Raw genomic sequence first — 23199 nt, forward strand, 5'->3', positions numbered from 1 at the left:
CGGCACGCCGCCGCAATCCAGAATCTCACCGCGGATGCATTGCTGGATTGCTTCGCTCCGCTCGCAATGACGACGCTGGACCAGTGCGATATAACGATTGGCAGAACACAATTCTCGCGTGCGGTCACATGCCCCTCTATCGCCTGCACTACTTCCCCGAATCCGGCAACAGCTACAAGCTGGCGCTGATGCTCACGCTTTGCGGCGAGACGTTCGAGCCGGTCTGGACCGACTTCGGCGGCGGCGTCACGCGCACGGCGGAGTGGCGCAAGGCCGTCAACGAGATGGGCGAGATTCCCGTGCTCGAGGTCGACGGCGTGAAGATGACGCAGACCGCGCCCCTCCTGCTCAAGCTTGCCGAGCAATATGGCCGTTTCGGCGCCGAGACAGAGGACGGAAAGTTCGAGCTGCTGCGCTGGCTGTTCTGGGACAATCACAAGCTCACCGGCTACATGGCGACCTATCGCTTCATGCGGGCCTTCACCGAGAACAACGATCCGCAGGTGCTGAAGCATTTTCGCCGGCGGCTGGAGGACTTCCTCGACATTCTCGACGGACATCTCCAGCACAATGCTTTTGCGATCGGCACCAAGCCGACCGTCGCCGATATCTCGATGATGGCCTATCTGCATTATCCGAGCGACGAGCACGGTTTCGATTTCGCGGAAACCCATCCCGCCATCCACGCCTGGCTCGGCCGTTTGGCCGCGCTGCCGGGCTGGAAGCCGGCCTATGAGCTGCTGCCCGGCAAGCGGATGACGAACTACGCGAAGTGAGGGCGGCGGCTATCGCAGTGCCAGCCAGCCGAGCGTGAACAGGATGCCGCCGATGATGACGACCACCGCGACAGCCCAGGTGCTGACGCGGATGCTGCCGGTGACCTGTTTGGCTTCCTCATTGCGCGCGATCTCGCGATTGCGCTCCTTGTTGGCTTCGCTCGTGTCCGTCATGGGTCGTCCCGATCGGTTTAGCGTGTCTTGATGAAGCACATGCCAATGCGGCTCGAGGCCGCGGCGGCCTGACAGGTGAGACCTTTAGCACAGGTCCATGACGTAAAACTCTTATCGGGCGTTCCCGATCCCGCGTTTTGTAGAGAACAATGGGCGCCCCAGCCGTCCTGATATTCGGTGCCGGCGAGCTCCCGGCTGCCGCGGGTCTGCGGCCGGCTGGCAAATCCGCGTGAGAAATCAGGGCGTTTGCCCGCTGCAAAAGCGGTCAGGATGTCGCGGCGACGGAGCTGGTCGCCTACGAAATGCGGCGAGGCCGGCACGATGGTGGCATTCGACGGCCTGTCCGCAAGCCAGTCCACGCCCGGGAAATGGAAGCCGCCGATACCGCGGGTCTGGTGGCAGCCCGAGCAGGTGACATCGTTGAGGCGGCGCTGGAAGCCTGCGACCGAGCGGATGTTCTCCATGGCGATGCCGCGTGCCGCGGCCTGCTTCAGCGCGCCGACGACGTCGTTGTCGGTGAAGACGGGATCGCTCTTGCCCTCGCCTTTTTCTTCCCCTTGCATCAAGCCGAACTCCGGCTGCATCGTCGAGGCGTCGAGGCCCGCAGGTGTCGGCGCCACGGCGGCCTTGGCGAGAAATTTCTCCGGGATCAGCACGGTGCCGCGATCGAACTCGCGAAGATTCGCAGGCGCAAGCAGCCAGGCGTTGAAGTCGCGCCGGAGCGCATCGTCGGCAAGGATGCGGTCGCGGTCGATCTGGTTCTCCAGCGTCGATTCCTCGAACGTCCTGGTGGCCGCGTCGTATTTGAACACCTTGAGCAGATAGTCGGAGCGGAAATCGTGCAGCGCCGATTTCGGTGCGATCGAGATCTGGATGTTGGTCTCGATGCGATCGATCATCGCATCATAGGGAACGGTGCGGCTGCCGAGCAGCCCTTGCCAATCGCCATTGTCCAGCCAGCGCCGCGCGACCTCGGCGCAGGTGACAGGATTGCCGTCGCCATCGGTCTGGTGTGCGTCGTGCGCCTTCATCACCAGATTGAACGTCATCGGCAGGCGCGTCGCGGTGTTGCTGCCGTCCGGCCTGGTCTCGAACCGGGCCAGCCGATAGATCAGCCGGATCTCGCCGCAGGACTCTTCCGAGACATAGGCGCGGTCCATGCGGTTGACGATGCCGGCCAGCACGAAGCGCGTGTCGGGGGATTTCAGCGCGGCGCGATCGAACAGCTGGACGTCGAAAGCTTCGCCGACGCCGATGGTCTCGCCTGGCGAGGCCGCCTTGTGCTGCGCGATGTAGCGATCGAACTCCGCATCGATCGCCGGCGGAATTGCGTTCAGCTGCGGCAGCGAGGCGAACAGCAGATCGCTGGTCAGCGGAACATTCGCGTTCCGCTCAGGCTGCAGCAGGCGGGAAATCGACACAACATCGCTCTGGTCAAGCTTGCGGAGGAGATCGGGATCGGTGATCGCGGTGCCGCGCGCGAGCGGCGCGTTCTCAGCTGCCGAGAGCGACATGACGCCGCCAAACAACAGAATGGCAGCCAGGAGAATTCGCAGCGCGCGGCTCATGCCTCCAGTAACACCGCGCGTGACAGCCTATTCAAGTAAAAAGGCGCTTCACGCGGTGGTGAAGCGCCTCCTCGAAAAGTCGAATATCGAACGCTTAGCGCCCGACGATCAGGCCCTTCGCGGTGACGACCACCCATCGGCCATCCTGGCGGCGGATCGCATCGACGCGGCCGATGCCGGGAATGGGATCGCCGGCATAGACCTCGTACAGGCCACCCCGGCCCTCGATCAGCGCGCCGCCATTGGCGACGTCGCGGAGCCTCCAGCCGTCAATTGTCGGCAGGCGACCGACCTCGGTCTTCGGCGCAGCGGGCGCGGGCGCCGGGCCAGCAGCGGCCGTCGCGACCTGGGTCGGAGCCGGCGCGATGGAGCCGGTGGTCTCCTTCGCCGGCGCCGCGGCTGCGGCCTGCGCGGGGGCGGCCGGCGGCGTGGTGCGGAGCTTGTCGACGGTCTCGGACAGCTTTGCGAGCTTGGCCATCGGCTCGGCCTGCGCCTTCTCGAGCTTATCGAGGCGATCGTTGGCCCGGTTGAATTGGCTGACGCCGGTCTTCGAATTGTGCTCGACATTGGCCTTCAGCGCGACGATGTCGGCATCGATCCGCGAGACCGACGCATCCAACGCGCTGGTGTCGGCGACCTGCGCCGGCACCGGGCTGGCGAAATGCATCATGCCGGCGGTCGCGAGCGCGCCGCTTACGGCGCCGACGCAGGCCGCGATCGCCACCACCGCGGCCATCGCCGACAGGCGACGCTTGTTGCCGGTGTCCCGCACCTCGTCGGCCTTCACATGCGGGGCAAACTCTTCGCGGTCCCAGGACCGTTCCGAGGGCGCCATGACGATCAGCTTGCCGGGTTTAGGTTCGGGCTTGGTTTCAGCCTTAACGTCAGCCTTAACGTCAGCCTTGGTTTCGAATTCCGGGACCTCGATCCTTGAAGCCTCGATCTTTGGCGGCTCGACCTTCGGAATGTCCGGCTTGGGCGGCGTCTCATGGTCTGGGGCGATCGAGGGGGCCTCGATGCCGGCGGCAGCCTCGACGGCCTGCGGCGCAGCGGCGTCGCCAGTCCGGTCACCCGTCTCTTGGCCGGCCAGTTCGGGCATTGATTCGCTCACGGCTCAAATACTCCAGTCCAGGTTGACTTTTTGGTAACTTTCATTGCTTGCGAATTCCTTACCTCGCGACCCGCTTACCGAAATTTTAGGAACTCGTCGGAGGCCGAATTGGGTCGGGAAAGTGGAACCGGCGTGGCGGCGTACAACAAATTGTCAGCCCATGTTGCCCTGCGGCAGACCCGCGGGGCTTAGCCGAAGGGGTTGTTTGCCCGTCACTGTTCCCCGGCTAACATAGGCCGTCCCGTCAGCCAGAAGGCGTTTGGGGGTGCCATGACGATCGAGAAATGCATCAACGTGTTTGGTGTCGATGACGTCATCTTCGAGGAGGGCTCGACCGGTCGCGAGCTGTTCGTCGTGCTCGACGGCGAGGTCGAGATCGCCAAGGTCGACGGCGCGCGCAAGACCAGCATCATCAAGCTCGGCAAGGGCGAGTTCTTCGGCGAGATGGCCGTGATCGACGGCTCAGCGCGCTCGGCAACCGCGATTGCTTCCGCTCCGAACACGAAGGTGATGCGGATCAACCACGCCCGCTTCGTCTATCTCGTCAGCCAGCAGCCGGCGTTCGCGCTGATGGTGATGGACGCGCTGTCGAAACGACTGCGCGCCTCCAACGCGGTCACCTACCGGGCAGCGCAATCATGAGCGAGCGAAAGCCGACCGCATTCCCGATCCTGATGAAGAACGACATCTGCTCGCTGATCCAGGCGACGGACGACGTCTACCAGATCCGCTTCTCCAACCGCGCCGCCAATGCCTATCTCGTGCGCGGCTCGGCGCGCACCATCCTGGTCGATGTCGGGTTGTCCTCGAACTATCCGGCGATGGTCGAGTGCCTGAACTTCGCCGGCTGCCCGCCAGAGAAGATCGACATGGTGGTGCTGAGCCACGAACATCTCGACCATATCGGCGCCGCCTGGCACTTCAACGAGCGCCGCACCTATGTCGCCGCCCATCGGCTTGCCGCCAACAAGATCATGCTGCGCGACGACTTTTCCATGCTGCGCAAGATGTTCAACGAGCCGAACGTCCCAATCAACATCGACATCTGGCTCGAGGAAGGCAATCTGATCGACCTCGGCAATTTCCGCCTCAACGTGATGTACACGCCGGGCCATACCTCGGCCTGCATCACGCTGTTCGACCAGGACAAGGGCTTGCTGTTCGCCGCAGACACCCTGATGCCCGGCGGCGTAATGGGCGGCGTGTTCGGCTCCGGCAGCATCTCCGACTACATCCAGTCGCTGGAGCGCATCAAGGGGCTGAACACGAAGATCCTGCTGTCAGGGCACGGACGGCTGTCGGACACGCCGCAGGACGACGTGCGTATTGCCATTGCGCGCTCGCACGGCCTGCTGGAGGACACAGCGCAATTGTTCGACGCGCTGGATGCGCGCTCGAACTTCGAGCCGATCATGCAGTCGGTGCGGGATTTGAACAAGCTGGATGATTGATTCGTCATTGCGAGCGCAACGAAGCAATCCAGAATCCCGCCGCAGTGACAGTCTGGATTGCTTCGCTGCGCTCGCAATGACGCAGTGTGGGTTATCAGCCCGGCTCACATCACCACCGGCTTGTCCGGCAGCTCGTTCGGATGCGGGCCAGCTGGCGGAAAGTACTTCGCCAGCTCCTTCGACACCGCCCCGATGCCGTCAATCACGCCGCGCTCGAACTGGCCCGCGCCGAACTCGGCCTCCATCGCGCGGCAGATCGTCTCCCAGCCCTCGCTGCCGACCTTCGCGTCGATGCCGCGATCGGCGATGATCTCGACATCGCGGTCGGCGAGCAGTAGGTAGATCAGCACGCCGTTATTATGCGCGGTGTCCCAGATCCGCAAATGCGAGAACACGTCGAGCGCGCGCTCGCGGACATGCTGATTGCGAAACAGCGGACGGCCGTCGAGCGCGCCTTCGACGACGAAGCGGACCTGGCCGGAATGCGTCGCTTCGCTTTGCTTGATGGCCAGCTCGATGCGGTCGAGCACGCTTGGCGGAAACACCTGCCTCGCACGCCAATGATGCTGGAGGAGATGCCTGACGATGCGCCCAATGCTCATGGCTACCAGCTCCCCGAGGCGCCGCCGCCACCAAAGCTGCCGCCGCCCCCGCTGAAGCTGCCGCTGTCACTGGACGATGACCCGCTGCTCCAGCTGCCTCCCGACGAGGAACCGCTCGACCACGAGCCGCCGCGCGACGACCCCGTCGATGCCGGAAACAGATCGGCGATGAAGGACAGCACGAACCCGACGATCCCGGCGAGCAAGGCAATCCACGCGGACCCGATGATGAGCAACGCCAGGATGGCGATCACGCTGCCGGTTGCGACCGAACCCAGCAATCGCCCCAGCAGCGCGCGCAGGAAACCGCCGACGACGAGCGAGGCAAACAGGACGACCGGTGCGAGCGGCCCGATCTCGTCCAGATTGGCAAAATTCACGCTGCGTGAGGGAACCGGCAGTGGCTCGCCGTCGACGACGCGCATCATCCGCTCGACGCCGGCCGAGATGCCGCCGGCGAAATCACCGTCCCTGAATTTTGGCATGATGACCTCGTCAATGATCCGCCGCGACGTCACGTCGGTGAGCGCGCCTTCGAGGCCGTAGCCAACCTCGATGCGCAGATGCCGGTCGTTCTTCGCGACCACGAGGATCGCGCCGTCGTCGACCTTCTTGCGGCCGATCTTCCAGGCCTCCGCAACGCGGATGGAGAATTGCTCGATCGTCTCCGGGTCCGTGGTCGGCACGATCAGCACTGCGAGCTGGCTGCCCTTCCGCGTTTCGAAGTCGCTGAGCTTCTGCGACAGAACGGCAATGTCACTGCTCGACAACGTGCCGGTCCGGTCGACCACGCGACCGGTGAGCTGCGGCACGGCGACGTCGGCTGAGGCGGAGAACGCCCAGCCAAGGACGAGCGCGAACACGACCATCGCTCGCCACAACGTAGCTGTCATCGCCCGGCTCGACCGGGCGATCCAGTATTCCAGGGACGCCAGCGGGATACGGAGAGGCCGCGGCGTACTGGATCCCCCGCCTTCGCGGGGAATGACAGTGGTGGGTGGAGCGCGCATCGGGAGCGGACGCGCTTACTTCGACGGCGCGGGCGCCGGATTGAAATCGACTTTCGGCGCGGTCGAGATTTCCTTCTCGTTCTCGACCGAGAAATTCGGCTTCTCCTTGTAGCCGAACATCATCGCGGTCAGGTTGTTCGGGAACGATCGGACGGTGACGTTATACTCCTGCACCGCCTTGATGTAGCGGTTGCGCGCGACCGTGATGCGGTTCTCGGTGCCTTCGAGCTGGGACATCAGGTCCTTGAACAGGGCGTCCGATTTGAGCTGCGGATAATTTTCCGTGACCACAAGGAGCCGCGACAACGCGCTGGAGAGCTCGCCTTGGGCGGCCTGGAACTTCTGGAAAGCGGAGGGATCGTTGAGCACCTCCGGCGTCGCCTGGATGCTGCCGACCTTGGCGCGGGCATTGGTGACCCCGAGCAGCACGTCCTTCTCCTGCTGCGCAAAGCCCTTCACCGAGTTGACGAGATTGGGCACGAGATCGGTGCGGCGCTGATACTGGTTCACCACCTCGGACCAGTTGGCCTTGATCTGCTCGTCCTCGCTCTGGATCGCGTTGTAGCCGCAATTGGTGAGGCTGAGCGAGGCCAGCGCTGCCAGCACGGTCAGGATCTTGCGCATCAAAATTTCTCCCGGTGGAATCGGGTGCAAATTACCAGATTTTGGCGCTACACACTCAACTGTCGTCCCGGACAAGCGCAAGCGCAGATCCGGGACGACGAGGAGAGTTAGCCGCCCACCTTCGCGTCCTTGATCGCCTTCCAGATCTTCTGCGGCGTCAGCGGGGTGTTGAGCTGGGTGATGCCGAGCTCGGCCAATGCATCCATCACGCCGTTGGTGACGCAAGGCGGGCCGCCGATGGCGCCGGATTCGCCGCAGCCCTTGGCGCCGAGCGGATTGGTGCGGCAGGGCGCGGAATCGTCGAGCGTCACCACGATCGGCGGGACGTCATCGGCGCGCGGGATGCAATAGTCCTGATAGCTCGCGGTCAGGAGCTGGCCGTCGGCATCATAGGACACGCCCTCATACAGCGCCTGGCCGATGCCCTGCGCGACGCCGCCATGGATCTGCCCCGTCACCAGCATCGGGTTCACGGCCACACCGACGTCGTCGACGGTGGTGTAGCGCACGACCTTGGACACGCCGGTGTCCGGATCGATCTCGACCTCACAGATGTGGGTACCGTTGGGCCAGCTGGGACCGTCGACCTCGCCCTCGGAATCGACGCTGAGCTTTGCGCTACTCTCCTTCTCGGCGATGTCAAACAGGCTGATGCGACGGTCTGTGCCGACCACGGTGAGCATGCCGCCCTGGTACTCGATATCCTCGACCGAGGTCTCCAGCATGTTCGCCGCCTTCTCGCGCGCCTTCTGGATCAGATCGTTGGAGGAGACCGCGACGGCCGTGCCGCCGACGAACAGCGAGCGCGAGCCGACGCTGCCAAAGCCCATCGCGAGATCCGTGTCTCCCTGGATGACGTCGATCTTGTCCATGGGGATGCCGAGCGTGTCGGAGATCATCTGGGTGTAGGTGGTCTGCAGCCCCTGCCCCATCGCCATGGTGCCGGAATGCAGCACGACCCGGCCTTGCGACGTCGCATGCAGGCTGACCTTCTCGGTATGAGCGCGGCCGCCGGTCCATTCGATGTAGGAGGTGAGACCGCGGCCGTAGAGCAAGCCCTTCTTCTTCGCGGCCTTCTTGCGCGCGGCAAAGCCGTCCCAGTCGGCGAGTTTTACCGCGCGATCGAGCATGTGGGCGAAGGCGCCGGAATCGTACACCTGACCGGCGGCGTTGGTGTAGGGCAGCTGCGCCGGCTTGATGTAGTTCGCTTTGCGGATCGCGCGCGGATCCATGCCGATTTTTCGCGCGGCAGCGTCGAACAGGCGCTCGACGATGAAGACGGCTTCCGGACGACCAGCACCACGATAGGCACCGACCGGCGCGGTGTGGGTCATCACCGATTTGACCTCGAAATGCACTAGCGGCAGGTCGTAGACGCCGGTCTGCACGAATGGCCCGAGCACAAGCGGGATGATGTTGGCCGCGCCCGAGGAATACGCGCCGGTGCAGCCGATCGAGGTGACGCGATAGGCCAGCACCTTGCCCTTCTCGTCGAGCGCGAAGGACGCCGTCGAGGTGAGATCGCGGCCGTGGGTGCCGCCGACGAATTCGTCGGTGCGGTCACCGCGCCAGCGGATCTTCCGGTTCAGCTTGGTCGCGACATAGGCGACGATACCGTCTTCCGGATAGAGGTTGGTCTTCTGGCCAAAGCCGCCGCCGATGTCGCCGACCAGCACGCGCACGCTGTCCTTGGGGCGCTTCAGCACGGCTTCGGCCAGCACATCGCGGGTCGAGGCCGGGGTCTGCGACTGCACGTGCAGGAGGAGGCGGCCGGTCTTCCTGTCGATCTCGGCAATGGTCGAGCGCGGCTCCATCGCCGACGGCGCGAGGCGCTGGCTGACGAGATCGAGCTCGACTGTGTGCGCGGCCTTGGCGAAGGCCTCATCCACCTTGGCGGCATCGCCATAGCTCATCGCACCGACGATGTTATCAGGGGCGTCCGGCCACACCACGGGCGCGCCGGGTTTCACGGCCTCGACGGGATCGACTACGGCGGGCTGCACGTCGTATTCGATCACGATCGCTTCGGCCGCGCTCTGTGCCTCTGCACGCGACGAAGCCACCACGGCCGCCACCGCCTCGCCGGTGTAGCGCACGATCTCATGGGCGAGCAGCCGCCGCGGCGGCACCGTCATCGGCTTGCCGTCGGGGCGCTTGAAGATGCTCAGGGTCGGGATGGTGCCGACGTCGTCCTTGACCAGATCAGCGCCGGTGTAGATCGCGGTGATGCCAGGCATCGATGCCGCAGCGCTGGTGTCGATCGAGGCGATCTTGGCGTGCGCATGCGGTGAGCGCAGCAGGTGCAACCACAGCGCGCCGTCCTCCGGCTTGTCGTCGATGAATTGCCCCTTCCCGGTGAGCAGCCGCTGATCTTCCAAACGCTTGACGGGCTGGCCCGCTCCGAAACGCAAATTGCCGGGAAGAATGTTCATTCCGCTGGATCCTCGGGGTCTCTTGAAATTCGGGCTGCCTTTTAGCGGAACGAGCCATGCGAGACCAGCCGCGCTTTTGGGCGGCGGGACCATGGATTCGTCATGCCCGGAGGGGCCTACGCCAGCTCTCTGAGAGCCGCTTCCACGACCTTGCGCGCGTCGGCGGTCAGCGGGGCCTGCGGCGGGACCGGATCGCCCACGTCATAGCCCTGGATCGCGAGCCCGGCCTTGATGCAGGCGGCGAGGTTGAAGCGGGCGAAGGCCTCGTTGATGCGCCACAGCCTGCGCTGGAGCGCCATGGCCTCGTCCCAGCGGCCGGCCTGGCAGAGGTCGTAGAGCGCGACGCTGTGGCGCGGGATGATGCAGGCCGGTCCCGCCATCCAGCCGAGGCCGCCGATCAGCATCACCGCAGCCGGGATGTGGGCGGAGGCCGAGAACACGCGCAAGCGATCGCCGCAGCGGTTCATGATCGAGAGCAGCCGCCCGGTGTTGGTCGAAGCATCCTTGATGTAGCCGATGCGCGGATGCTCGGCGAGGCGCGCGATGATGTCGAGGGTCAGGTCCGAGCGCTGGAATTGCGGATTGGTGTAGATGACGACCGGAATATTCACGGCGTCCGCGATGCTGCGGAAATAGGACTCGACCTGGGCATCGGCGAGCGGGAAGTAGGCCTCGAGGATCGCCAGAATGCCGCTGGCACCGAGCCTCTCATAGGCCTGCGCCTGCGCCACCGCATCGGCCGTCGAGGTCGACGCGACGCCAGCAACCACAGGCACGCGACCCTTCGCAGCCTCGATCGTGGTCTGCACCACCGCCATGCGCTGCGCGGCGTTGAGATAGGCGAACTCACCGGTCGAGCCGAGCGGCGTCAGCCCGTGCACGCCGGCGCCGATCAAATCGTCGCAGAGCTTTGCGAGCACGTTGGTGCGCACCTCGCCGTTGGCATCGACGGGCGAGACGAGATAGGGAAAGACGCCGTGAAAGTCGGTCATGTCAGGGTGACCCCCGGAAAGCTGGGTAGCGCCAGACGGGTATTAGCAATGCCCGCGCCGGCGATCAAACCTTGAGCAGCCGCACCCGCGTACCCCAGGGGTCGATCGCCTCGACGCCATCCGCCAGCGCCGTGACCCGCGCGCCAGCCTCGCGCAGGCGCTCTTCCTGCGCGGCAAGCAGCTCCTGCTTCTCCGTCACCAGCGAAAACCAGACGAGCCCCGTCGTGGCGTCGTCGCGTTGGCCGGCGCCTTGGCTCTGCCAGACATTCATGCCGAGATGATGGTGATAGCGGCCCGATGAGAGGAACGCGGCACCGCCACGGCGGCGGGTCGGATCGAGGCCAATCGTGCCATGATAGAAGCGCTCGGCCTGTGCGAGATCGCCGACGCGCAGATGCATGTGGCCGACGCGGAGGCCGTCCGGCGCCTTGGCATAATCGGCAACGCGTGTATTCGTCAGCGACAGCAGGTCGGGGATGTTGAGCTCGTCGGCCGCCATCTTGACGCTGCCTTCGCTCCACTGCCATTGCGAGGGATCGCGATCGGCATAGACCTCGATGCCATTGCCTTCGGGGTCGTCGAGATAGACGGACTCACTGACGAGGTGATCGGCAAAGCCCGACAGCTTCACGCGGTGCGAGGCGGCGTGCACCAGCCAGCGCGCTAGGTCCTTGCGCGTCGGCATCAGGAACGCAGTGTGATAGAGGCCGGCGGCGTTGCGCGGCTCGATCGCGGCGTCGGGATGGGCTTCCAGCACCAGCAGCGTGATGCCGGCCGTGCCGAGTGTTGCGACGTTGGCCGAACGCGCCATCACGGTGAGGCCGATGACGTCGCGGTAGTAGTCGGCAACCTTGTCGAGATTCTTCACCCGCAGCGTCACCATGCCGACCCGCATCGGCGTGCGGCTGGCATAGGTCGGCCCGACGCCTTGCGGATTGCCTTCGGCGCGCGCGGCTGCCGCTGCAGCCATAACGAGCGAGGCTGCTCCGGCGAGTTGAAGCAGGGTGCGGCGGGTGAGGTCGATGGTCATCGGTCAGGGCTCGCTGGAAACGTTTAAGGCCGTACGGCGCAACTCTCTGAGTGCTACACGTTGCCGTGAGCGGCTCCCAATCACATGTTCGTCGGCCCTTCGTCCACCGGAGGACTGGCCACCCGGCCAGTTTCGCCAGGGGCCGCGACATCCCAGATTGTGGACAGCTTACAGGAGCCTTCCATGACCGACTTCACCCCCCTCACCTCCCTGTCATCCGCGCTCGCGGATGTCGTGGCGCACATCGCGCCGTCCGTCATCTCCGTGCATTCGCATCGCTCCCGCTCAACCGGCTTCGTCTGGAAGCCCGGCCTGATCGTGACCGCCGACGAGGCACTGGCCGATGAGGGCGACGTCCAGATCGTTCTTCCCGATGGCAGCACGACGGCCGCCACGATCGTCGGCCGCGACCACACCACCGATATCGCGCTGCTGCGCGCTGATACCGGCATCGCCCCGGTCAAGCTGGCCACGACGGTCCCTGCCCTCGGCGGGCTGTCGGTCGTGGTCGCCGCCAATCGGGATGCGCCGAGCGCAGCGCTCGGAATGGTGTCGGTTTCAGGCAAGAGCTGGCGATCCTTGCGCGGCGGCGAGATCGATGCGCGGATCGAGCTCGATGTCCGCCTGCGTCCCAGCCAGGAAGGCGGCCTTGCCCTTGACGCATCCGGCGAGGCCTTCGGCATGACTGTGCTCGGACCACGGCGGGTGCTGGTGATCCCGACGGCCACGATCGAGCGCGTCGCGGCGCAGCTCGAGGCGCGCGGCCGCATCGCGCGCGGATATCTCGGGCTCGGGCTGCAGCCGCTGCGGCTCGACGACGGCATCGGCGCGATGGTGATGAATGTCGACAAGGCCGGTCCGGCGGCCGCGGCCGGCATCCGCCAGGGCGACGTGATCGTGGCGGTCAACGACCAGAAGCTCTCCGGCGTGCGCGCGCTGTTGCGAACATTGGGACCCGCGAGCGTCGGCCAGGTGGTCGATGTCGCAGTCCGCCGCGGCGGCGAGCCTGTGAGCTTCAAGGTCACGATTGGCGAGAGGCCGGAGGCGTGAGCGAGGACAACGCACCCGAGATCGTGCTGTCCCTCGAGATCGACGATCCTGCGCTGGCCGACCGCCTCGCGACGCTGCTCGGCAGTGTCGCGGGGCTTCGCCTTGCCGCCCCCGGCGAGACCGCCACGGCGAGCGTCGTCGCGCGCGATCCGCGCGTCATGCCGGAAGATATTGCGCTGACGCAGCGCGAGCTCGACGTGCTGGCATTGATGGCGGAAGGTGCCTCCAACAAGATGATCGCGCGGCAGCTCAACATCTCCGTGCATACCGTGAAATTCCACGTCGGTTCGCTGCTCGACAAGCTGGATGCCACCGGCCGCACCGATGCTGTCGCGCATGCGGCGCGCCGCGGCGTGATCGAGCTATAGCGCGATCGGAAAGCTGAGCTGGACGGTCAGGCCCGGCGCGTTGTCATGCAGCGTGATCTCGGCGCCGTGGAGCCGCGACACCGCCGCGACCAGGCTCAGGCCCAGGCCGTTGCCCGGCGTATAGCGGCTCTGCTCGAGCCGGTAGAAGCGCTTGAATACGTGATCGTGCTGGTCGGCGGCAATGCCCGGACCATCATCGGCGATGGCGATCGTCGCACTGTTGCCGGCATTGCGGCAGGTCACCGTGACCTTTCCGCCCGGGCGGCCATGCTTAATCGCGTTGTCGACGAGATTGGCGATGGCATCGAACAACAGGTCGCGATCGCCTGTTACGGCGACCTCGCGGTCACCGCCGAGACTAAGGCGCGTCGCGACCTGCTCGGCGGCGGCGTCGTAGAGCTCGACGACCTCGCCGGCAATCTCGGCGAGGTCGAGCGCGCGAAATGCGCGCCTGCGGGCGCGGGTCTCGATCTCCGAGATCCGCGTGATCGAGGCGAACATGCCAAGCACGGAATCGAGGTCGGCGATGGTGTCGCCGATCAGCGCGGCATCGGCCTCACTGCTGCGCTCGTGGTGATAGGCCTTTTCCAGCCGGCCCCGCATGCGCGTCAGCGGCGTGCGCAGATCGTGGGCGACGTTGTCGCTGACCTGCTTGACCTCCCCCATCAGCGTCTCGATACGATCGAGCATCTGGTTGAGGTTTTCGGCGACACGGTCCCACTCGTCGTGGCTGCCGCGCAGGGGAATGCGGCGATCGAGGCCGGACAGCATGATGGCGCGGCTGGTGGCATTGATCTCCTCGATCCGCCCGACCGTGCGCCGCGTCACCAGCACGGCGGCGAGGCCTGCCAGCACCACGAGCAGCACGGCGACCGCGATCATCGCGAGCTCGAGCATCGCGATGAAGCCGCTGTCGTCGCCGACATCGCCGACCCGGCTCCGCACATAGGCGAGCGTGCCGAAATAGACATACGCCATGATGGCCGCCACGATCAGGCCGAAGATCGCGATCGCGATCAGCGCGAGGCGGAAGGTCGAGGAACGAAGCGTGTTAGCCAGGAGCACGGAGGCAATATCCGATGCCGCGAATGGTGTGGATCAATGGATAGGCCTGGGCATCGTCGACCTTGCGGCGGACGCGTCCGACATAGACGTCGATGATGTTGGTGGAGGGATCGAAATGCAGATCCCAGACATGCTGGAGCAGCATCGCGCGGGAGACGACGCGGCCCTCGTTACGAACGAGATATTCGAGCAGCTGGAACTCACGCGGCAGCAGCGGAATCTTGCGGCCGCGGCGGCTGGCGTTGCGCGCGATCAGATCGACCGTGAGATCGCCGACGCGCAAGATGGTTTCCTTGGCGATGGTCTCGCTGCGGCGACCAAGCGCCTCGAGCCGCGCGAGCAGCTCGACGAAGGAGAACGGCTTGACGAGATAATCGTCGCCGCCGGCGCGCAGGCCGCGCACGCGGTCGTCGACCTCGCCTAGCGCGGAGATGATCAGGAAGGGCGCGGCAACGCCATCGTCGCGCATTTGCCGCATCACGGTGATGCCATCGATGTCGGGCAACATGCGGTCGATCGTGATCACGGCGTAGTCGCGCGCGACACCGTGGCTGAGCGCTTCACGGCCCGTAGCGGCGAGATCGACATCGTAGCCGGAGGTTGTCAGCTCCTCGACGAGCTGGCCTGCGGTTTCCGGATCGTCCTCGACGACGAGGATGCGGCGGTGGCCTCCGGTCATGACAAACTCCGCGCGACGATCGCCACCAGACTATCCCGTTCCGGGGCAGAGCGGAACCGCCCGGTGGCGATCGCGACAATGGTGCGGTACGGCGATGCTAGTACCAACTATCCCCGCACACATTGACCCATTGCCACCCATACGGCGTCAAGCTCCTGCGCCAGCAGCCATCGTCGTAATAGTTGGCGTAGTAGGGCGCGCCGAAGACGGCGAAACGGCGGAAATGGTGATGGCGGAAGAAGAAGGCGTGACGGCCGATGAAAGGCCGACCATGCAGGCCTGTGCCGGCGAAACGCGGCCCGATCGCCGCATGCGCGAAGCGCGCGCCGCCGAAGGCCGGTCCGCCAAAGCCCGGTCCACCGACATGGGTGAAGTGCGCACCGCCGCCCATGCCGCCGACATGCATGCCGCCGAAGCCGCCTGCGTGCATGCCGCCACCGAAGCCACCGCCGTGCATCCCGCCGCCGAAGCCGCCGCCAGCACGTCCGCCGCCGCCGAAGCCACCACCCCCATGGCCGCCGCCCCCGCCTCCGCCACCGCGAGCGAGAACGGGCGAAGCGACCGCCATCGTCGCAGCCATAGCCGCCGCGACGATGCCAGTGAGAAGCCTGTTGTTCATCTGACTATCCTCCTTGTCGCGGCGACAGTCTCGCCGCTCCAGGGATCAGATGAGGAAAATGCGCCCTCACCTTCAACTTACAAATGCGCCAGATTCTGACGCGGAAGTTAGGGAAGCGAAGCTCTCTCACTCCCTCTCCCCGTCCTTACGGGCAGAGGTAAGGACTCACGCCCGCTTGCCGCCGTTCTTCTCCGCCGCACGACGCATCGCCTCGGCGAGGGCGCCGCCGCCACCGGAAGAGTCCTGGTTGCGCGGCGCCGACGAGGTCATGCGAGCGCTGTTGCGTGTGTTGTCGCGCTGCATGCCGGGGGCGTCCTTCTTGGCGCCGACCTCGTCGTCGAGGCGCAGGGTCAGCGAAATACGCTTGCGGGCGACCTCGAAGTCCAGCACCTTCACCTTGACGATGTCGCCGGGCTTCACCACCTCGCGCGGATCCTTGATGAAGGTTTTCGACATCGCCGAGATGTGCACGAGGCCATCCTGGTGCACGCCGATATCGACGAAGGCGCCGAAGGCGGCGACGTTGGTCACGGTGCCCTCGAGGATCATGCCCTTCTGGAGATGCTTGATCTCCTCGACGCCCTCCTTGAACACCGCGGCCTTGAACGCCGGACGAGGGTCGCGGCCGGGCTTTTCCAGCTCGCGCAAAATGTCGGTGACGGTCGGTAGACCAAAGGTCTCATCGACGAAATCCTTCGGCTTGAGCGTACGAACTACCTCGCTGCTGCCGATCAGCGCCTTGATGTTGCTCTTGGCCGCTGCGAGAATCCGGCGCACCACCGGATAGGCTTCCGGATGCACGCCGGAGGCATCGAGCGGATCCTCGCCGCCGAGGATGCGCAGGAAGCCGGCGCACTGCTCGAACGCCTTGGGGCCGAGCCGCGGCACGTCCTTCAGCGCCTTGCGCGACTTGAACGGGCCGTTGGCGTCACGGTGCGCGACGATGCTCTGCGCCAGGCCGGAGCCCACGCCCGACACACGGGCGAGCAACGGTGCCGAAGCGGTGTTGACGTCGACGCCGACCGCGTTCACGCAGTCTTCGACCACCGCATCGAGCGATTTTGCAAGCTTGGCCTGGCCGAGATCGTGCTGATACTGGCCGACGCCGATCGCCTTGGGCTCGATCTTGACGAGCTCGGCGAGCGGATCCTGCAGACGGCGCGCGATCGAGACCGCACCGCGCAGGGTGACGTCGAGATCCGGCAACTCTTCCGAAGCGAAAGCCGAGGCCGAATAGACCGACGCGCCGGCTTCCGACACCACGATCTTGGACATCTTCAGCTCGGCGAGGCCCTTGACGAGATCGCCCGCGAGCTTGTCGGTCTCGCGCGAGGCGGTGCCGTTGCCGATCGCGATCAGTTCGACGCGGTGCTTGATCGCAAGCTTGCCGAGGGTCGCGAGCGATTCGTTCCACTGCCGCTGCGGTTCATGCGGATAAATCACGGCGGTATCGACCACCTTGCCGGTCGCATCGGTCACGGCGACCTTGACGCCGGTGCGGTAGCCGGGATCGAGCCCCATGGTGGCGCGGGTGCCGGCGGGCGCGGCGAGCAGAAGGTCGCGCAGGTTCGAGGCGAACACGCGCACGGCTTCGGTCTCGGCCGCATTCCATAACCGCATGCGCAGGTCGATATTGAGATGCACCTGGATCTTGGTGCGCCAGGCCCAGCGCACGGTGTCGATCAGCCAGCGGTCGCCGGTGCGCTTGAGGTCGGCGATGCCGAACCGCTTCATGATCTTCAGTTCATAGGCACCTGGCACGCCGGCTGGCGGTACTTCCGCTTCGGCCTGGATCTGGAGATCGAGGATCTCTTCCTTCTCGCCGCGGAACATCGCGAGGATACGGTGCGAGGGCAGCTTGGTCAGCGGCTCGGAGAAATCAAAATAGTCGGCGAATTTTTCGCCCTCGGTCTTCTTGCCGTCGCGCACCTTGGAGGCCATGCGCGCGTTGGTCCACATCTCCTCACGCAACACGCCGATCAGGTCGGCGTCTTCGTCAAAACGTTCGACCAGGATGGCGCGGGCGCCGTCGAGCGCGGCCACGGCATCCGCGACGCCCTTCTCGGCGTTGATGAAGCCTTCGGCGGCGACCTTGGGATCGTTGCCGGGCTCAGACATCAGCTGGTTGGCAAGCGGCTCGAGGCCGGCCTCCCTGGCGATCTCGGCCTTGGTGCGGCGCTTCGGCTTGAACGGCAGATAGATGTCTTCGAGGCGCGCCTTGCTGTCGGCGGCGAGAATGGAGGCTTCTAGCGCGGCATCGAGCTTGCCCTGCTCGCGGACTGATTCGAGGATCGCCTTGCGGCGGTCTTCGAGCTCGCGCAGGTAGCCCAGGCGCTCCTCCAGGGTGCGCAATTGCGCGTCGTCGAGCGCACCGGTCGCTTCCTTGCGGTAGCGCGCGATGAAGGGAACCGTGGCGCCGCCGTCGAGCAACGCCACCGTCGCCTCGACCTGCTCCGCCCGTACCCCAAGCTCCTGCGCAATTTTCTGGTTGATATTTGCCACGCGAGAATCCCTCTATATCCAAGCACGCGACGCGGGGGCGAACCACCGGCTGCGGGACGCCGCTTATGGACCAACCGAGGCTGATTCATCAAGGTGCGGTGCGCAACCGTCGACAGAGGATTTTTTGTTGAGCCGATGCGATCTCGCCACAATCGTGGGGATGTCGCGGCCTTGGTTACCATTGTTTGTGTCCCGGACGCGCTGCAAGGCTCTTGCGTTGCTGCGCAGAGCCGGGACCCAGAAGGCGGCACGGCATGCGGCGAGATGGGCCCCGGCTCTGCAGCGCACCGCCGAAGAGGCGTTGCGCTGCGTCCGGGGCACGAGAACGGACTATGGCGCACGCTGTCTCCACAATCGTCATTGCGAGCGCAGCGAAGCAATCCAGAATCCCTGCGCGGAAAGACTCTGGATTGCTTCGCTGCGCTCGCAATGACGGGAGCAACAGCGTCACTCTTCCAGCTCGCATTTCGTCCGCAGAAACATCTTCGCATCCTTTCCGAATTTCGGTAAAGTGGAATATTTTGGCAAGCGGCGATTGACCCAGCGATCGTGTTTTGCCTGATGGACGACGCCAGATCTTGTTGCCGCTTGACAGATACCCCACTTCCACGGCTGGTTGCCCCCTGCCGGACCACCGAACTTCCCACGAGGACTATCCATGCGGACAATATCGGTCGGCGTCTTCAAGATCGCCACCAGGGGCCCCGGCGACGTTTCCGGCCTCATGAGCCTGATCGGCTCGGGCGCGATCGATCCGACATCCATCCTGGCGATCCTCGGCAAGACCGAAGGCAATGGCGGCGTCAACGACTTCACCCGCGAATATGCCGTCGCTGCGCTGTGCGCGGCGCTGGCGCCGAAGCTCGGCTTGACGCCGCACGAGGTCGAGCAGCGCATTGCGTTTGTGATGTCCGGTGGCACCGAGGGCGTGCTCAGCCCGCACATCACGGTGTTCACGCGCCAGGAAGTGCCGGCGCGCCCGGCAGGCATCTCCGGCAAGCGCCTGAGCATCGGCATGGCGCAGACGCGCGATTTTCTGCCTGAAGAGCTCGGCCGCTCGGCACAGATCGCCGAGACCGCCACGGCGGTGAAGGCCGCGATGGCGGATGCCGGCATCGCTGACGCCGCCGACGTCCATTTCGTCCAGATCAAGTGCCCGCTGCTCACCAGCGAGCGCGTCGAGGCGGCGGCCGCGCGCGGCAACAAGACGGCGACGATCAGCGCCTACAGCTCGATGGCCTATTCGCGCGGCGCCTCCGCACTCGGGGTTGCGGTTGCGCTCGGCGAGGTCGCATCCGACATCAGCGATGATGTCGTGCTGCGGCGCTATGATCTGTTCTCGAAGGTCGCCTCGACCTCGTCAGGGATCGAGCTGATGCACAATGTCGTCATCGTGCTCGGTAATTCGGCCTCATCAGTAAGCGAGTTCGAGATCGGGCATGCCGTGATGAGCGATGCCATCGATTCCGCGGCGGTGATGTCCGCATTGAAGAGCGTTGGGCTTGACGTCGATCTTGGCACCACGCCGCAACCGGGCCGCGAGCTCGTCAATATCTTCGCCAAGGCCGAGGCCTCGCCGAACGGCAGCGTCCGCGGCTTCCGTCACACCATGCTGGAGGACACCGATATCAGCTCGACACGCCACGCCCGCGCGGCCGTCGGCGGCTTGATTGCGGGCCTTGCCGGCACCAGCGCGGTCTACGTCTCCGGCGGCGCCGAGCACCAGGGACCTGCCGGCGGCGGACCAGTCGCGGTGATTGCGAGGCTTACGGACTGAGGTGGCGACCTCTCCGCCCGGCGCAACCCTGCCCTTCGCGCCGGCTCAGTTGATTCACGCGAGCGCTTGCGAAAAAGGTGGCCCCCGCACCTTGAGGGATTTGATTTCATGACTTTGCCGATGAGCTGGAACGAATGGGCGCAGCAGGATGGCGTGGGCCTGGCGGCGCGCGTCCGCAAGGGCGAGCTGACTGCGAAGGAACTGGCACGTCAGGCCGCAGCGGCCGTTGCCAAGGTCAATCCGACGCTGTCGGGCGTGGTCGAGCTGTTCGATGACGTGATCGCCGATCCCGCCAAGGACGGGGCCAATCTCGCCGGTCCGTTCGCCGGCCTGCCGTTCCTGATGAAGGATCTGGGGCCGACCATGAAGGGCCGCCTGCAGGAGATGGGATCGCTGCTGATGCGCGGCAATCGCGCCGCGGCCGACACGTTCCTGACCGGCAAATTCCGCCACGCCGGCCTCAACCTGATCGGACGCACGACGACGCCCGAATTCGGCGTGTGCAGCTCAGCCGACAATCCCGCCGTGTATGTCACCCGCAATCCCTGGAACACCGACTACACCACCTGCGGCTCGTCCGCGGGCAGCGCCGCGATGGTCGCGGCCGGCGTGGTGCCGATCGCGCACGCGACCGACGGCGGCGGCTCGATCCGGATTCCCGCCGGGGTCAACGGGAATCTCGGGCTGAAGGTGTCGCGCGGCGTGTTCTCGCTGGCGCCGCACATGTCGGATCTCACGGGCCTCGTCTCGATCCAGGGTTGCCAGTCGCGCACGGTGCGCGACACAGCCGCTTTCGTCGACCATGCCCGCGGGCCCGCCCCCGGCGAGTTCATGCCGTTCTGGACCACGGCACAGCCCTACAGCGAGATGATCAAGCGCGACCCGTCAAAGCTGCGCATCGCGCTGTCGCACACCTGGGGCGATTACACCGCGACGCCCGAGATCGCCGCCGAGCTGGAGAAAACCGGCCGCTTCCTCGAAGGTCTCGGCCATCATGTCGAGTACGCGCTGCCCGAGCTCGATTTCCGCGCCGCCTTCGCGGCGCAGACCACCTGCTACATCTCGAATTTTTCCGTGGTGATCTCCAACATGCTCGCCGCACGCGGGCTGGAGCGCCCGCCGGAGGACCTGATCGAGCCGATGAACATCCGGATCTGGGAAGCCGGGCTTCACACCAGCTTCGCCGATCGGGCGAAGATGCAGGCCGTGTTCAATACGACCTCGCGCGGCTTCGGCAGCTTCTTCGAGCAGTGGGACGTGATCCTGACGCCGATCACGGCGCTGCCGACGCCGAAGGTCGGCACCAAGGAATATCTCACCCTCTCCGACAATCCCGATGTGCTCGACTGGTTCGGCAATCTCTGGCGCTTCTTCGCCTTCACGCCGCTTGCGAACCTCTGCGGCATGCCGGCGATCTCGATGCCGATGGCCGCGCAAGAGCATGGTCTCCCGCTCGGCATCCAGGCCATCGCGAAGCAGGCCAATGACGGCCTGCTGCTGCAGCTCGCCGCCCAGATCGAGCGCGCGCTCGACGGCAAGTGGAACGGCGGCAACACGGCAAAGGTTCACGTGGCGAAGGGATGAAGTAATATTACGCTGATCCATCGGAGGACACGACGTGGACCCGTTACAGATCCTGGACAGCCTCAACAAGAAAGAGGGTCTTCGGACCGAAGCGATTCAAGCGGCGCGGGCCGATAAAGACTCGGTCATTCCTGTCTTTTTACGTGCCTTCGAAGAAGTCGAATCTCCTGGTCAAACGGATTACAAAGCAGCCTTGTTCTTCGCGTTTCACCTCCTTGGCGAATGGCGCGTGAACCCTGCCTACCCCGTGCTTGCAACATTCTTGCGCAAGCCCCCCGACATCGTCGAGTCGTCTTGGGCGGTGCAATCACCGAGACGACTCACCGCGTGATGGCCTCCGTGTTCGATGGCAACCCGCAGCCATTGTGCGAGATCATCCATGATGAAAATGCTGATGAGCCTCAGTTCTTCACGGTCGGAATCGCTTCGTCGGGCTGCTGCTGTCCGAGCTTGAGCATTGCAAGCGCCTTGTCGAGCGCTTCGCGCAAGGCCAGCGCCGCTGCCGGGCTGCAGCGCAGATGCGCGGTCTGAACCACGTCGACCCTGACGGCGGCGCCGATCGGCATCAGGAGGTTCGCAGCGAGCTCGATCTGGATCGCACCGTTGTGATGGCCGAAGCAGGAGGCGCCGTCGAAATAGATGATCGGCGCGCGCTCGGAGCTCGAGCTGGAAATGGTGACAGGGCCCTGGCTGGTGGCGGGCGTTTCGGGATCGGCCATGGGCACTCCTTAGGGCTAGTCGACGGACGAAGCGCGCCCACCATCGTTGCTTCGGCCGGCTCTGTCGAGGCCAAACCGGCCGCAGGGCCGCCGCGGGGCACATTCAGAGTTTTGCGCCGTTCCCGACACTGGTCTAAAACGTCAGCATGTCCACCACACCGACCACACTTCCCTTCGAGGAACTCGCCGAAGCCATCAAGGGCCGCCGCTCCGATTACGGCCAATTCAGCGGACTCCAGCTCGACCGGTTCGCACCGGGCGAAGCCTGGTCGAGCCTGCCCTATCGCCTCGTCTTCGTCGGCGACACCGAGACCGGCGTGCTGCATGGCGGCGTCGTCACCGCGATGCTGGATGAGAGCTGCGGCATGGCGGTGCAGCTCGCGCTCGACGGCACCAGCGCGATCGCGACGCTCGATTTGCGCATCGACTACCAGAAGCCGGCTACGCCCGGCCTCGACATCAAGGCGCATTCGGTCTGCTACCGCACCACCCGCTCGATCGCCTTCGTGCGCTCCACGGCTTACCAGGAGTCGGAGGACGATCCGGTGGCGACCGCCACCGCCTGCTTCATGATCGGCGCCAACCGCACCAACATGCTTGCAGACCGCAGGATGGAGTCGCGCAGCATTCCGACGCTGGAGGCGCCGGAGGATCCGGATGGGCCGTTCGCCAACAGCCCGTTCGCGCGCTGCCTCGGTATTCGCCTGAATGATGACGGCACGTTGACGATGCCGTTCTCGCCAAAAATCATCGGCAACCCGATCCTGCCGGCGATCCATGGCGGCATGACCGGTGCCTTCCTCGAGACCACCGCGATCCTCGGCGTGCGGCGCGAGCTCGGGATCGCGACGCTGCCGAAGCCGATCGGGCTGACCGTCAACTATCTGCGCTCCGGCCGGGCACTGGACACAATTGCCAATGTCTCCATTGTGAAGCAGGGCCGGCGTATTGTCGCTTTCGAGGCGCGGGCCTGGCAGGACGATCCGGACAAGCCGATCGCCTCGGCCTTCGGTCATTTCATGCTGCGCCAGAGCCCCGGGGATGGAGCAGGATCAGGCCGAGATCT

At 65.2% G+C, this 23199-nt stretch carries 22 protein-coding genes and 1 pseudogene; 9 read left to right on the forward strand and 14 right to left on the reverse strand.

What is annotated here, in order from left to right; genetic code table 11:
• Positions 1 to 128: 128 nt before the first annotated feature.
• Positions 129 to 776, forward strand: coding sequence for a glutathione S-transferase family protein (locus tag ABID59_RS02285; protein WP_354082312.1), 648 nt, complete (start codon positions 129 to 131; stop codon positions 774 to 776).
• A gap of 9 nt (positions 777 to 785) precedes the next feature.
• On the opposite strand, the gene ABID59_RS02290 is transcribed toward ABID59_RS02285, so the two are convergent.
• The 3 genes from ABID59_RS02290 to ABID59_RS02300 form a co-directional block, all read right to left on the reverse strand.
• Positions 786 to 950: a hypothetical protein gene (locus ABID59_RS02290; protein WP_187435391.1), complete on the reverse strand. Its 165-nt coding sequence runs from the start codon at positions 948 to 950 to the stop codon at positions 786 to 788.
• 17 nt (positions 951 to 967) lie between these two features.
• A complete protein-coding gene (locus tag ABID59_RS02295; protein WP_354082313.1) occupies positions 968 to 2518 on the reverse strand; it encodes a hypothetical protein in 1551 nt (516 codons plus the stop codon).
• 94 nt (positions 2519 to 2612) lie between these two features.
• Positions 2613 to 3617, reverse strand: coding sequence for a hypothetical protein (locus tag ABID59_RS02300; protein ID WP_354082573.1), 1005 nt, complete (start codon positions 3615 to 3617; stop codon positions 2613 to 2615).
• A gap of 282 nt (positions 3618 to 3899) precedes the next feature.
• Here ABID59_RS02300 and ABID59_RS02305 point away from each other — a divergent pair, with 282 nt between their 5' ends.
• Together ABID59_RS02305 and ABID59_RS02310 are read left to right on the forward strand one after the other, a co-directional pair.
• On the forward strand, positions 3900 to 4271 hold the full coding sequence (locus tag ABID59_RS02305) for a Crp/Fnr family transcriptional regulator (RefSeq protein WP_354035611.1): 372 nt from the start codon (positions 3900 to 3902) through the stop codon (positions 4269 to 4271).
• Positions 4268 to 5080 carry an MBL fold metallo-hydrolase gene (locus tag ABID59_RS02310; RefSeq protein WP_354082314.1) on the forward strand — a complete coding sequence of 271 codons (813 nt, stop codon included), beginning with the start codon at positions 4268 to 4270 and terminating at the stop codon, positions 5078 to 5080. The genes ABID59_RS02305 and ABID59_RS02310 overlap by 4 nt, the downstream gene beginning before the upstream one ends.
• A gap of 104 nt (positions 5081 to 5184) precedes the next feature.
• Here the strand turns inward: ABID59_RS02310 and ABID59_RS02315 are convergent, their stop codons facing one another.
• The 6 genes from ABID59_RS02315 to ABID59_RS02340 all read right to left on the reverse strand — a co-directional run bounded on the left by ABID59_RS02315 (position 5185) and on the right by ABID59_RS02340 (position 11770).
• A complete protein-coding gene (locus ABID59_RS02315) occupies positions 5185 to 5682 on the reverse strand; it encodes a TPM domain-containing protein (protein ID WP_354082315.1) in 498 nt (165 codons plus the stop codon).
• A 2-nt stretch (positions 5683 to 5684) separates the two neighbouring features.
• The gene (locus tag ABID59_RS02320) at positions 5685 to 6575 is read right to left on the reverse strand and encodes a TPM domain-containing protein (protein WP_354082316.1); all 891 of its coding nucleotides are present in this window, start codon (positions 6573 to 6575) and stop codon (positions 5685 to 5687) included.
• A gap of 132 nt (positions 6576 to 6707) precedes the next feature.
• On the reverse strand, positions 6708 to 7316 hold the full coding sequence (locus tag ABID59_RS02325; RefSeq protein ID WP_354082317.1) for a LemA family protein: 609 nt from the start codon (positions 7314 to 7316) through the stop codon (positions 6708 to 6710).
• A gap of 107 nt (positions 7317 to 7423) precedes the next feature.
• Positions 7424 to 9748 (reverse strand): xanthine dehydrogenase family protein molybdopterin-binding subunit, encoded by a 2325-nt coding sequence (locus tag ABID59_RS02330; RefSeq protein ID WP_354082318.1) that lies wholly within the window; start codon positions 9746 to 9748, stop codon positions 7424 to 7426.
• Positions 9749 to 9864: 116 nt separating this feature from the next.
• On the reverse strand, positions 9865 to 10740 hold the full coding sequence (locus tag ABID59_RS02335) for a dihydrodipicolinate synthase family protein (protein WP_354082319.1): 876 nt from the start codon (positions 10738 to 10740) through the stop codon (positions 9865 to 9867).
• A 64-nt stretch (positions 10741 to 10804) separates the two neighbouring features.
• Positions 10805 to 11770: a VOC family protein gene (locus ABID59_RS02340; RefSeq protein ID WP_354082320.1), complete on the reverse strand. Its 966-nt coding sequence runs from the start codon at positions 11768 to 11770 to the stop codon at positions 10805 to 10807.
• 183 nt (positions 11771 to 11953) lie between these two features.
• Here ABID59_RS02340 and ABID59_RS02345 point away from each other — a divergent pair, with 183 nt between their 5' ends.
• Together ABID59_RS02345 and ABID59_RS02350 are read left to right on the forward strand one after the other, a co-directional pair.
• Positions 11954 to 12820 (forward strand): S1C family serine protease, encoded by an 867-nt coding sequence (locus ABID59_RS02345; RefSeq protein WP_354082321.1) that lies wholly within the window; start codon positions 11954 to 11956, stop codon positions 12818 to 12820.
• Positions 12817 to 13188: a response regulator transcription factor gene (locus tag ABID59_RS02350; RefSeq protein ID WP_148755761.1), complete on the forward strand. Its 372-nt coding sequence runs from the start codon at positions 12817 to 12819 to the stop codon at positions 13186 to 13188. Before ABID59_RS02345 ends, ABID59_RS02350 begins: the two co-directional genes overlap by 4 nt.
• Here the strand turns inward: ABID59_RS02350 and ABID59_RS02355 are convergent.
• The 4 genes from ABID59_RS02355 to ABID59_RS02370 form a co-directional block, all read right to left on the reverse strand.
• Positions 13183 to 14253: a sensor histidine kinase gene (locus ABID59_RS02355; protein ID WP_354082322.1), complete on the reverse strand. Its 1071-nt coding sequence runs from the start codon at positions 14251 to 14253 to the stop codon at positions 13183 to 13185. The genes ABID59_RS02350 and ABID59_RS02355 overlap by 6 nt on opposite strands.
• Complete coding sequence (locus ABID59_RS02360) at positions 14240 to 14932, reverse strand: response regulator transcription factor (protein ID WP_354035597.1); 693 nt, start codon at positions 14930 to 14932, stop codon at positions 14240 to 14242. The genes ABID59_RS02355 and ABID59_RS02360 overlap by 14 nt, the downstream gene beginning before the upstream one ends.
• 97 nt (positions 14933 to 15029) lie before the next feature.
• Positions 15030 to 15551: a hypothetical protein gene (locus tag ABID59_RS02365; RefSeq protein ID WP_354082323.1), complete on the reverse strand. Its 522-nt coding sequence runs from the start codon at positions 15549 to 15551 to the stop codon at positions 15030 to 15032.
• Positions 15552 to 15716: 165 nt separating this feature from the next.
• Positions 15717 to 18053: a Tex family protein gene (locus ABID59_RS02370; RefSeq protein ID WP_354082325.1), complete on the reverse strand. Its 2337-nt coding sequence runs from the start codon at positions 18051 to 18053 to the stop codon at positions 15717 to 15719.
• A 658-nt stretch (positions 18054 to 18711) separates the two neighbouring features.
• Here ABID59_RS02370 and atzD point away from each other — a divergent pair.
• From atzD to ABID59_RS02385, 3 genes are all read left to right on the forward strand, one after another.
• Positions 18712 to 19830 (forward strand): cyanuric acid amidohydrolase, encoded by a 1119-nt coding sequence (gene atzD, locus ABID59_RS02375; RefSeq protein WP_354035592.1) that lies wholly within the window; start codon positions 18712 to 18714, stop codon positions 19828 to 19830.
• 108 nt (positions 19831 to 19938) lie between these two features.
• Positions 19939 to 21414: an amidase gene (locus tag ABID59_RS02380; protein ID WP_354082326.1), complete on the forward strand. Its 1476-nt coding sequence runs from the start codon at positions 19939 to 19941 to the stop codon at positions 21412 to 21414.
• Positions 21415 to 21448: 34 nt separating this feature from the next.
• A complete protein-coding gene (locus ABID59_RS02385) occupies positions 21449 to 21745 on the forward strand; it encodes a hypothetical protein (RefSeq protein ID WP_354082327.1) in 297 nt (98 codons plus the stop codon).
• Between the two features lie 70 nt (positions 21746 to 21815).
• Here ABID59_RS02385 and ABID59_RS02390 read toward each other — a convergent pair whose 3' ends face one another.
• Entirely contained in the window at positions 21816 to 22133 is a 318-nt protein-coding gene (locus ABID59_RS02390) for a hypothetical protein (protein ID WP_148755783.1), read from the reverse strand.
• Between the two features lie 146 nt (positions 22134 to 22279).
• Here ABID59_RS02390 and ABID59_RS02395 point away from each other — a divergent pair.
• Positions 22280 to 23176 (forward strand): annotated as a pseudogene (locus ABID59_RS02395) (PaaI family thioesterase); the annotation flags it as partial.
• Positions 23177 to 23199 lie beyond the last annotated feature (23 nt).

This window comes from Bradyrhizobium sp. S3.3.6 (genome assembly GCF_040546905.1).
GTDB classification, from domain to species: Bacteria; Pseudomonadota; Alphaproteobacteria; order Rhizobiales; family Xanthobacteraceae; genus Bradyrhizobium; species Bradyrhizobium cytisi.

Coding starts and splice junctions, on each gene's coding strand:
- ABID59_RS02285 (WP_354082312.1), top strand. CDS start 129: ATGCCCCTCTATCGCCTGCACTACTTCCCCGAATCCGGCAACAGCTAC.
- ABID59_RS02290 (WP_187435391.1), bottom strand. CDS start 950: ATGACGGACACGAGCGAAGCCAACAAGGAGCGCAATCGCGAGATCGCG.
- ABID59_RS02295 (WP_354082313.1), bottom strand. CDS start 2,518: ATGAGCCGCGCGCTGCGAATTCTCCTGGCTGCCATTCTGTTGTTTGGC.
- ABID59_RS02300 (WP_354082573.1), bottom strand. CDS start 3,617: ATGCCCGAACTGGCCGGCCAAGAGACGGGTGACCGGACTGGCGACGCC.
- ABID59_RS02305 (WP_354035611.1), top strand. CDS start 3,900: ATGACGATCGAGAAATGCATCAACGTGTTTGGTGTCGATGACGTCATC.
- ABID59_RS02310 (WP_354082314.1), top strand. CDS start 4,268: ATGAGCGAGCGAAAGCCGACCGCATTCCCGATCCTGATGAAGAACGAC.
- ABID59_RS02315 (WP_354082315.1), bottom strand. CDS start 5,682: ATGAGCATTGGGCGCATCGTCAGGCATCTCCTCCAGCATCATTGGCGT.
- ABID59_RS02320 (WP_354082316.1), bottom strand. CDS start 6,575: ATGACAGCTACGTTGTGGCGAGCGATGGTCGTGTTCGCGCTCGTCCTT.
- ABID59_RS02325 (WP_354082317.1), bottom strand. CDS start 7,316: ATGCGCAAGATCCTGACCGTGCTGGCAGCGCTGGCCTCGCTCAGCCTC.
- ABID59_RS02330 (WP_354082318.1), bottom strand. CDS start 9,748: ATGAACATTCTTCCCGGCAATTTGCGTTTCGGAGCGGGCCAGCCCGTC.
- ABID59_RS02335 (WP_354082319.1), bottom strand. CDS start 10,740: ATGACCGACTTTCACGGCGTCTTTCCCTATCTCGTCTCGCCCGTCGAT.
- ABID59_RS02340 (WP_354082320.1), bottom strand. CDS start 11,770: ATGACCATCGACCTCACCCGCCGCACCCTGCTTCAACTCGCCGGAGCA.
- ABID59_RS02345 (WP_354082321.1), top strand. CDS start 11,954: ATGACCGACTTCACCCCCCTCACCTCCCTGTCATCCGCGCTCGCGGAT.
- ABID59_RS02360 (WP_354035597.1), bottom strand. CDS start 14,932: ATGACCGGAGGCCACCGCCGCATCCTCGTCGTCGAGGACGATCCGGAA.
- ABID59_RS02365 (WP_354082323.1), bottom strand. CDS start 15,551: ATGAACAACAGGCTTCTCACTGGCATCGTCGCGGCGGCTATGGCTGCG.
- atzD (WP_354035592.1), top strand. CDS start 18,712: ATGCGGACAATATCGGTCGGCGTCTTCAAGATCGCCACCAGGGGCCCC.
- ABID59_RS02380 (WP_354082326.1), top strand. CDS start 19,939: ATGACTTTGCCGATGAGCTGGAACGAATGGGCGCAGCAGGATGGCGTG.
- ABID59_RS02390 (WP_148755783.1), bottom strand. CDS start 22,133: ATGGCCGATCCCGAAACGCCCGCCACCAGCCAGGGCCCTGTCACCATT.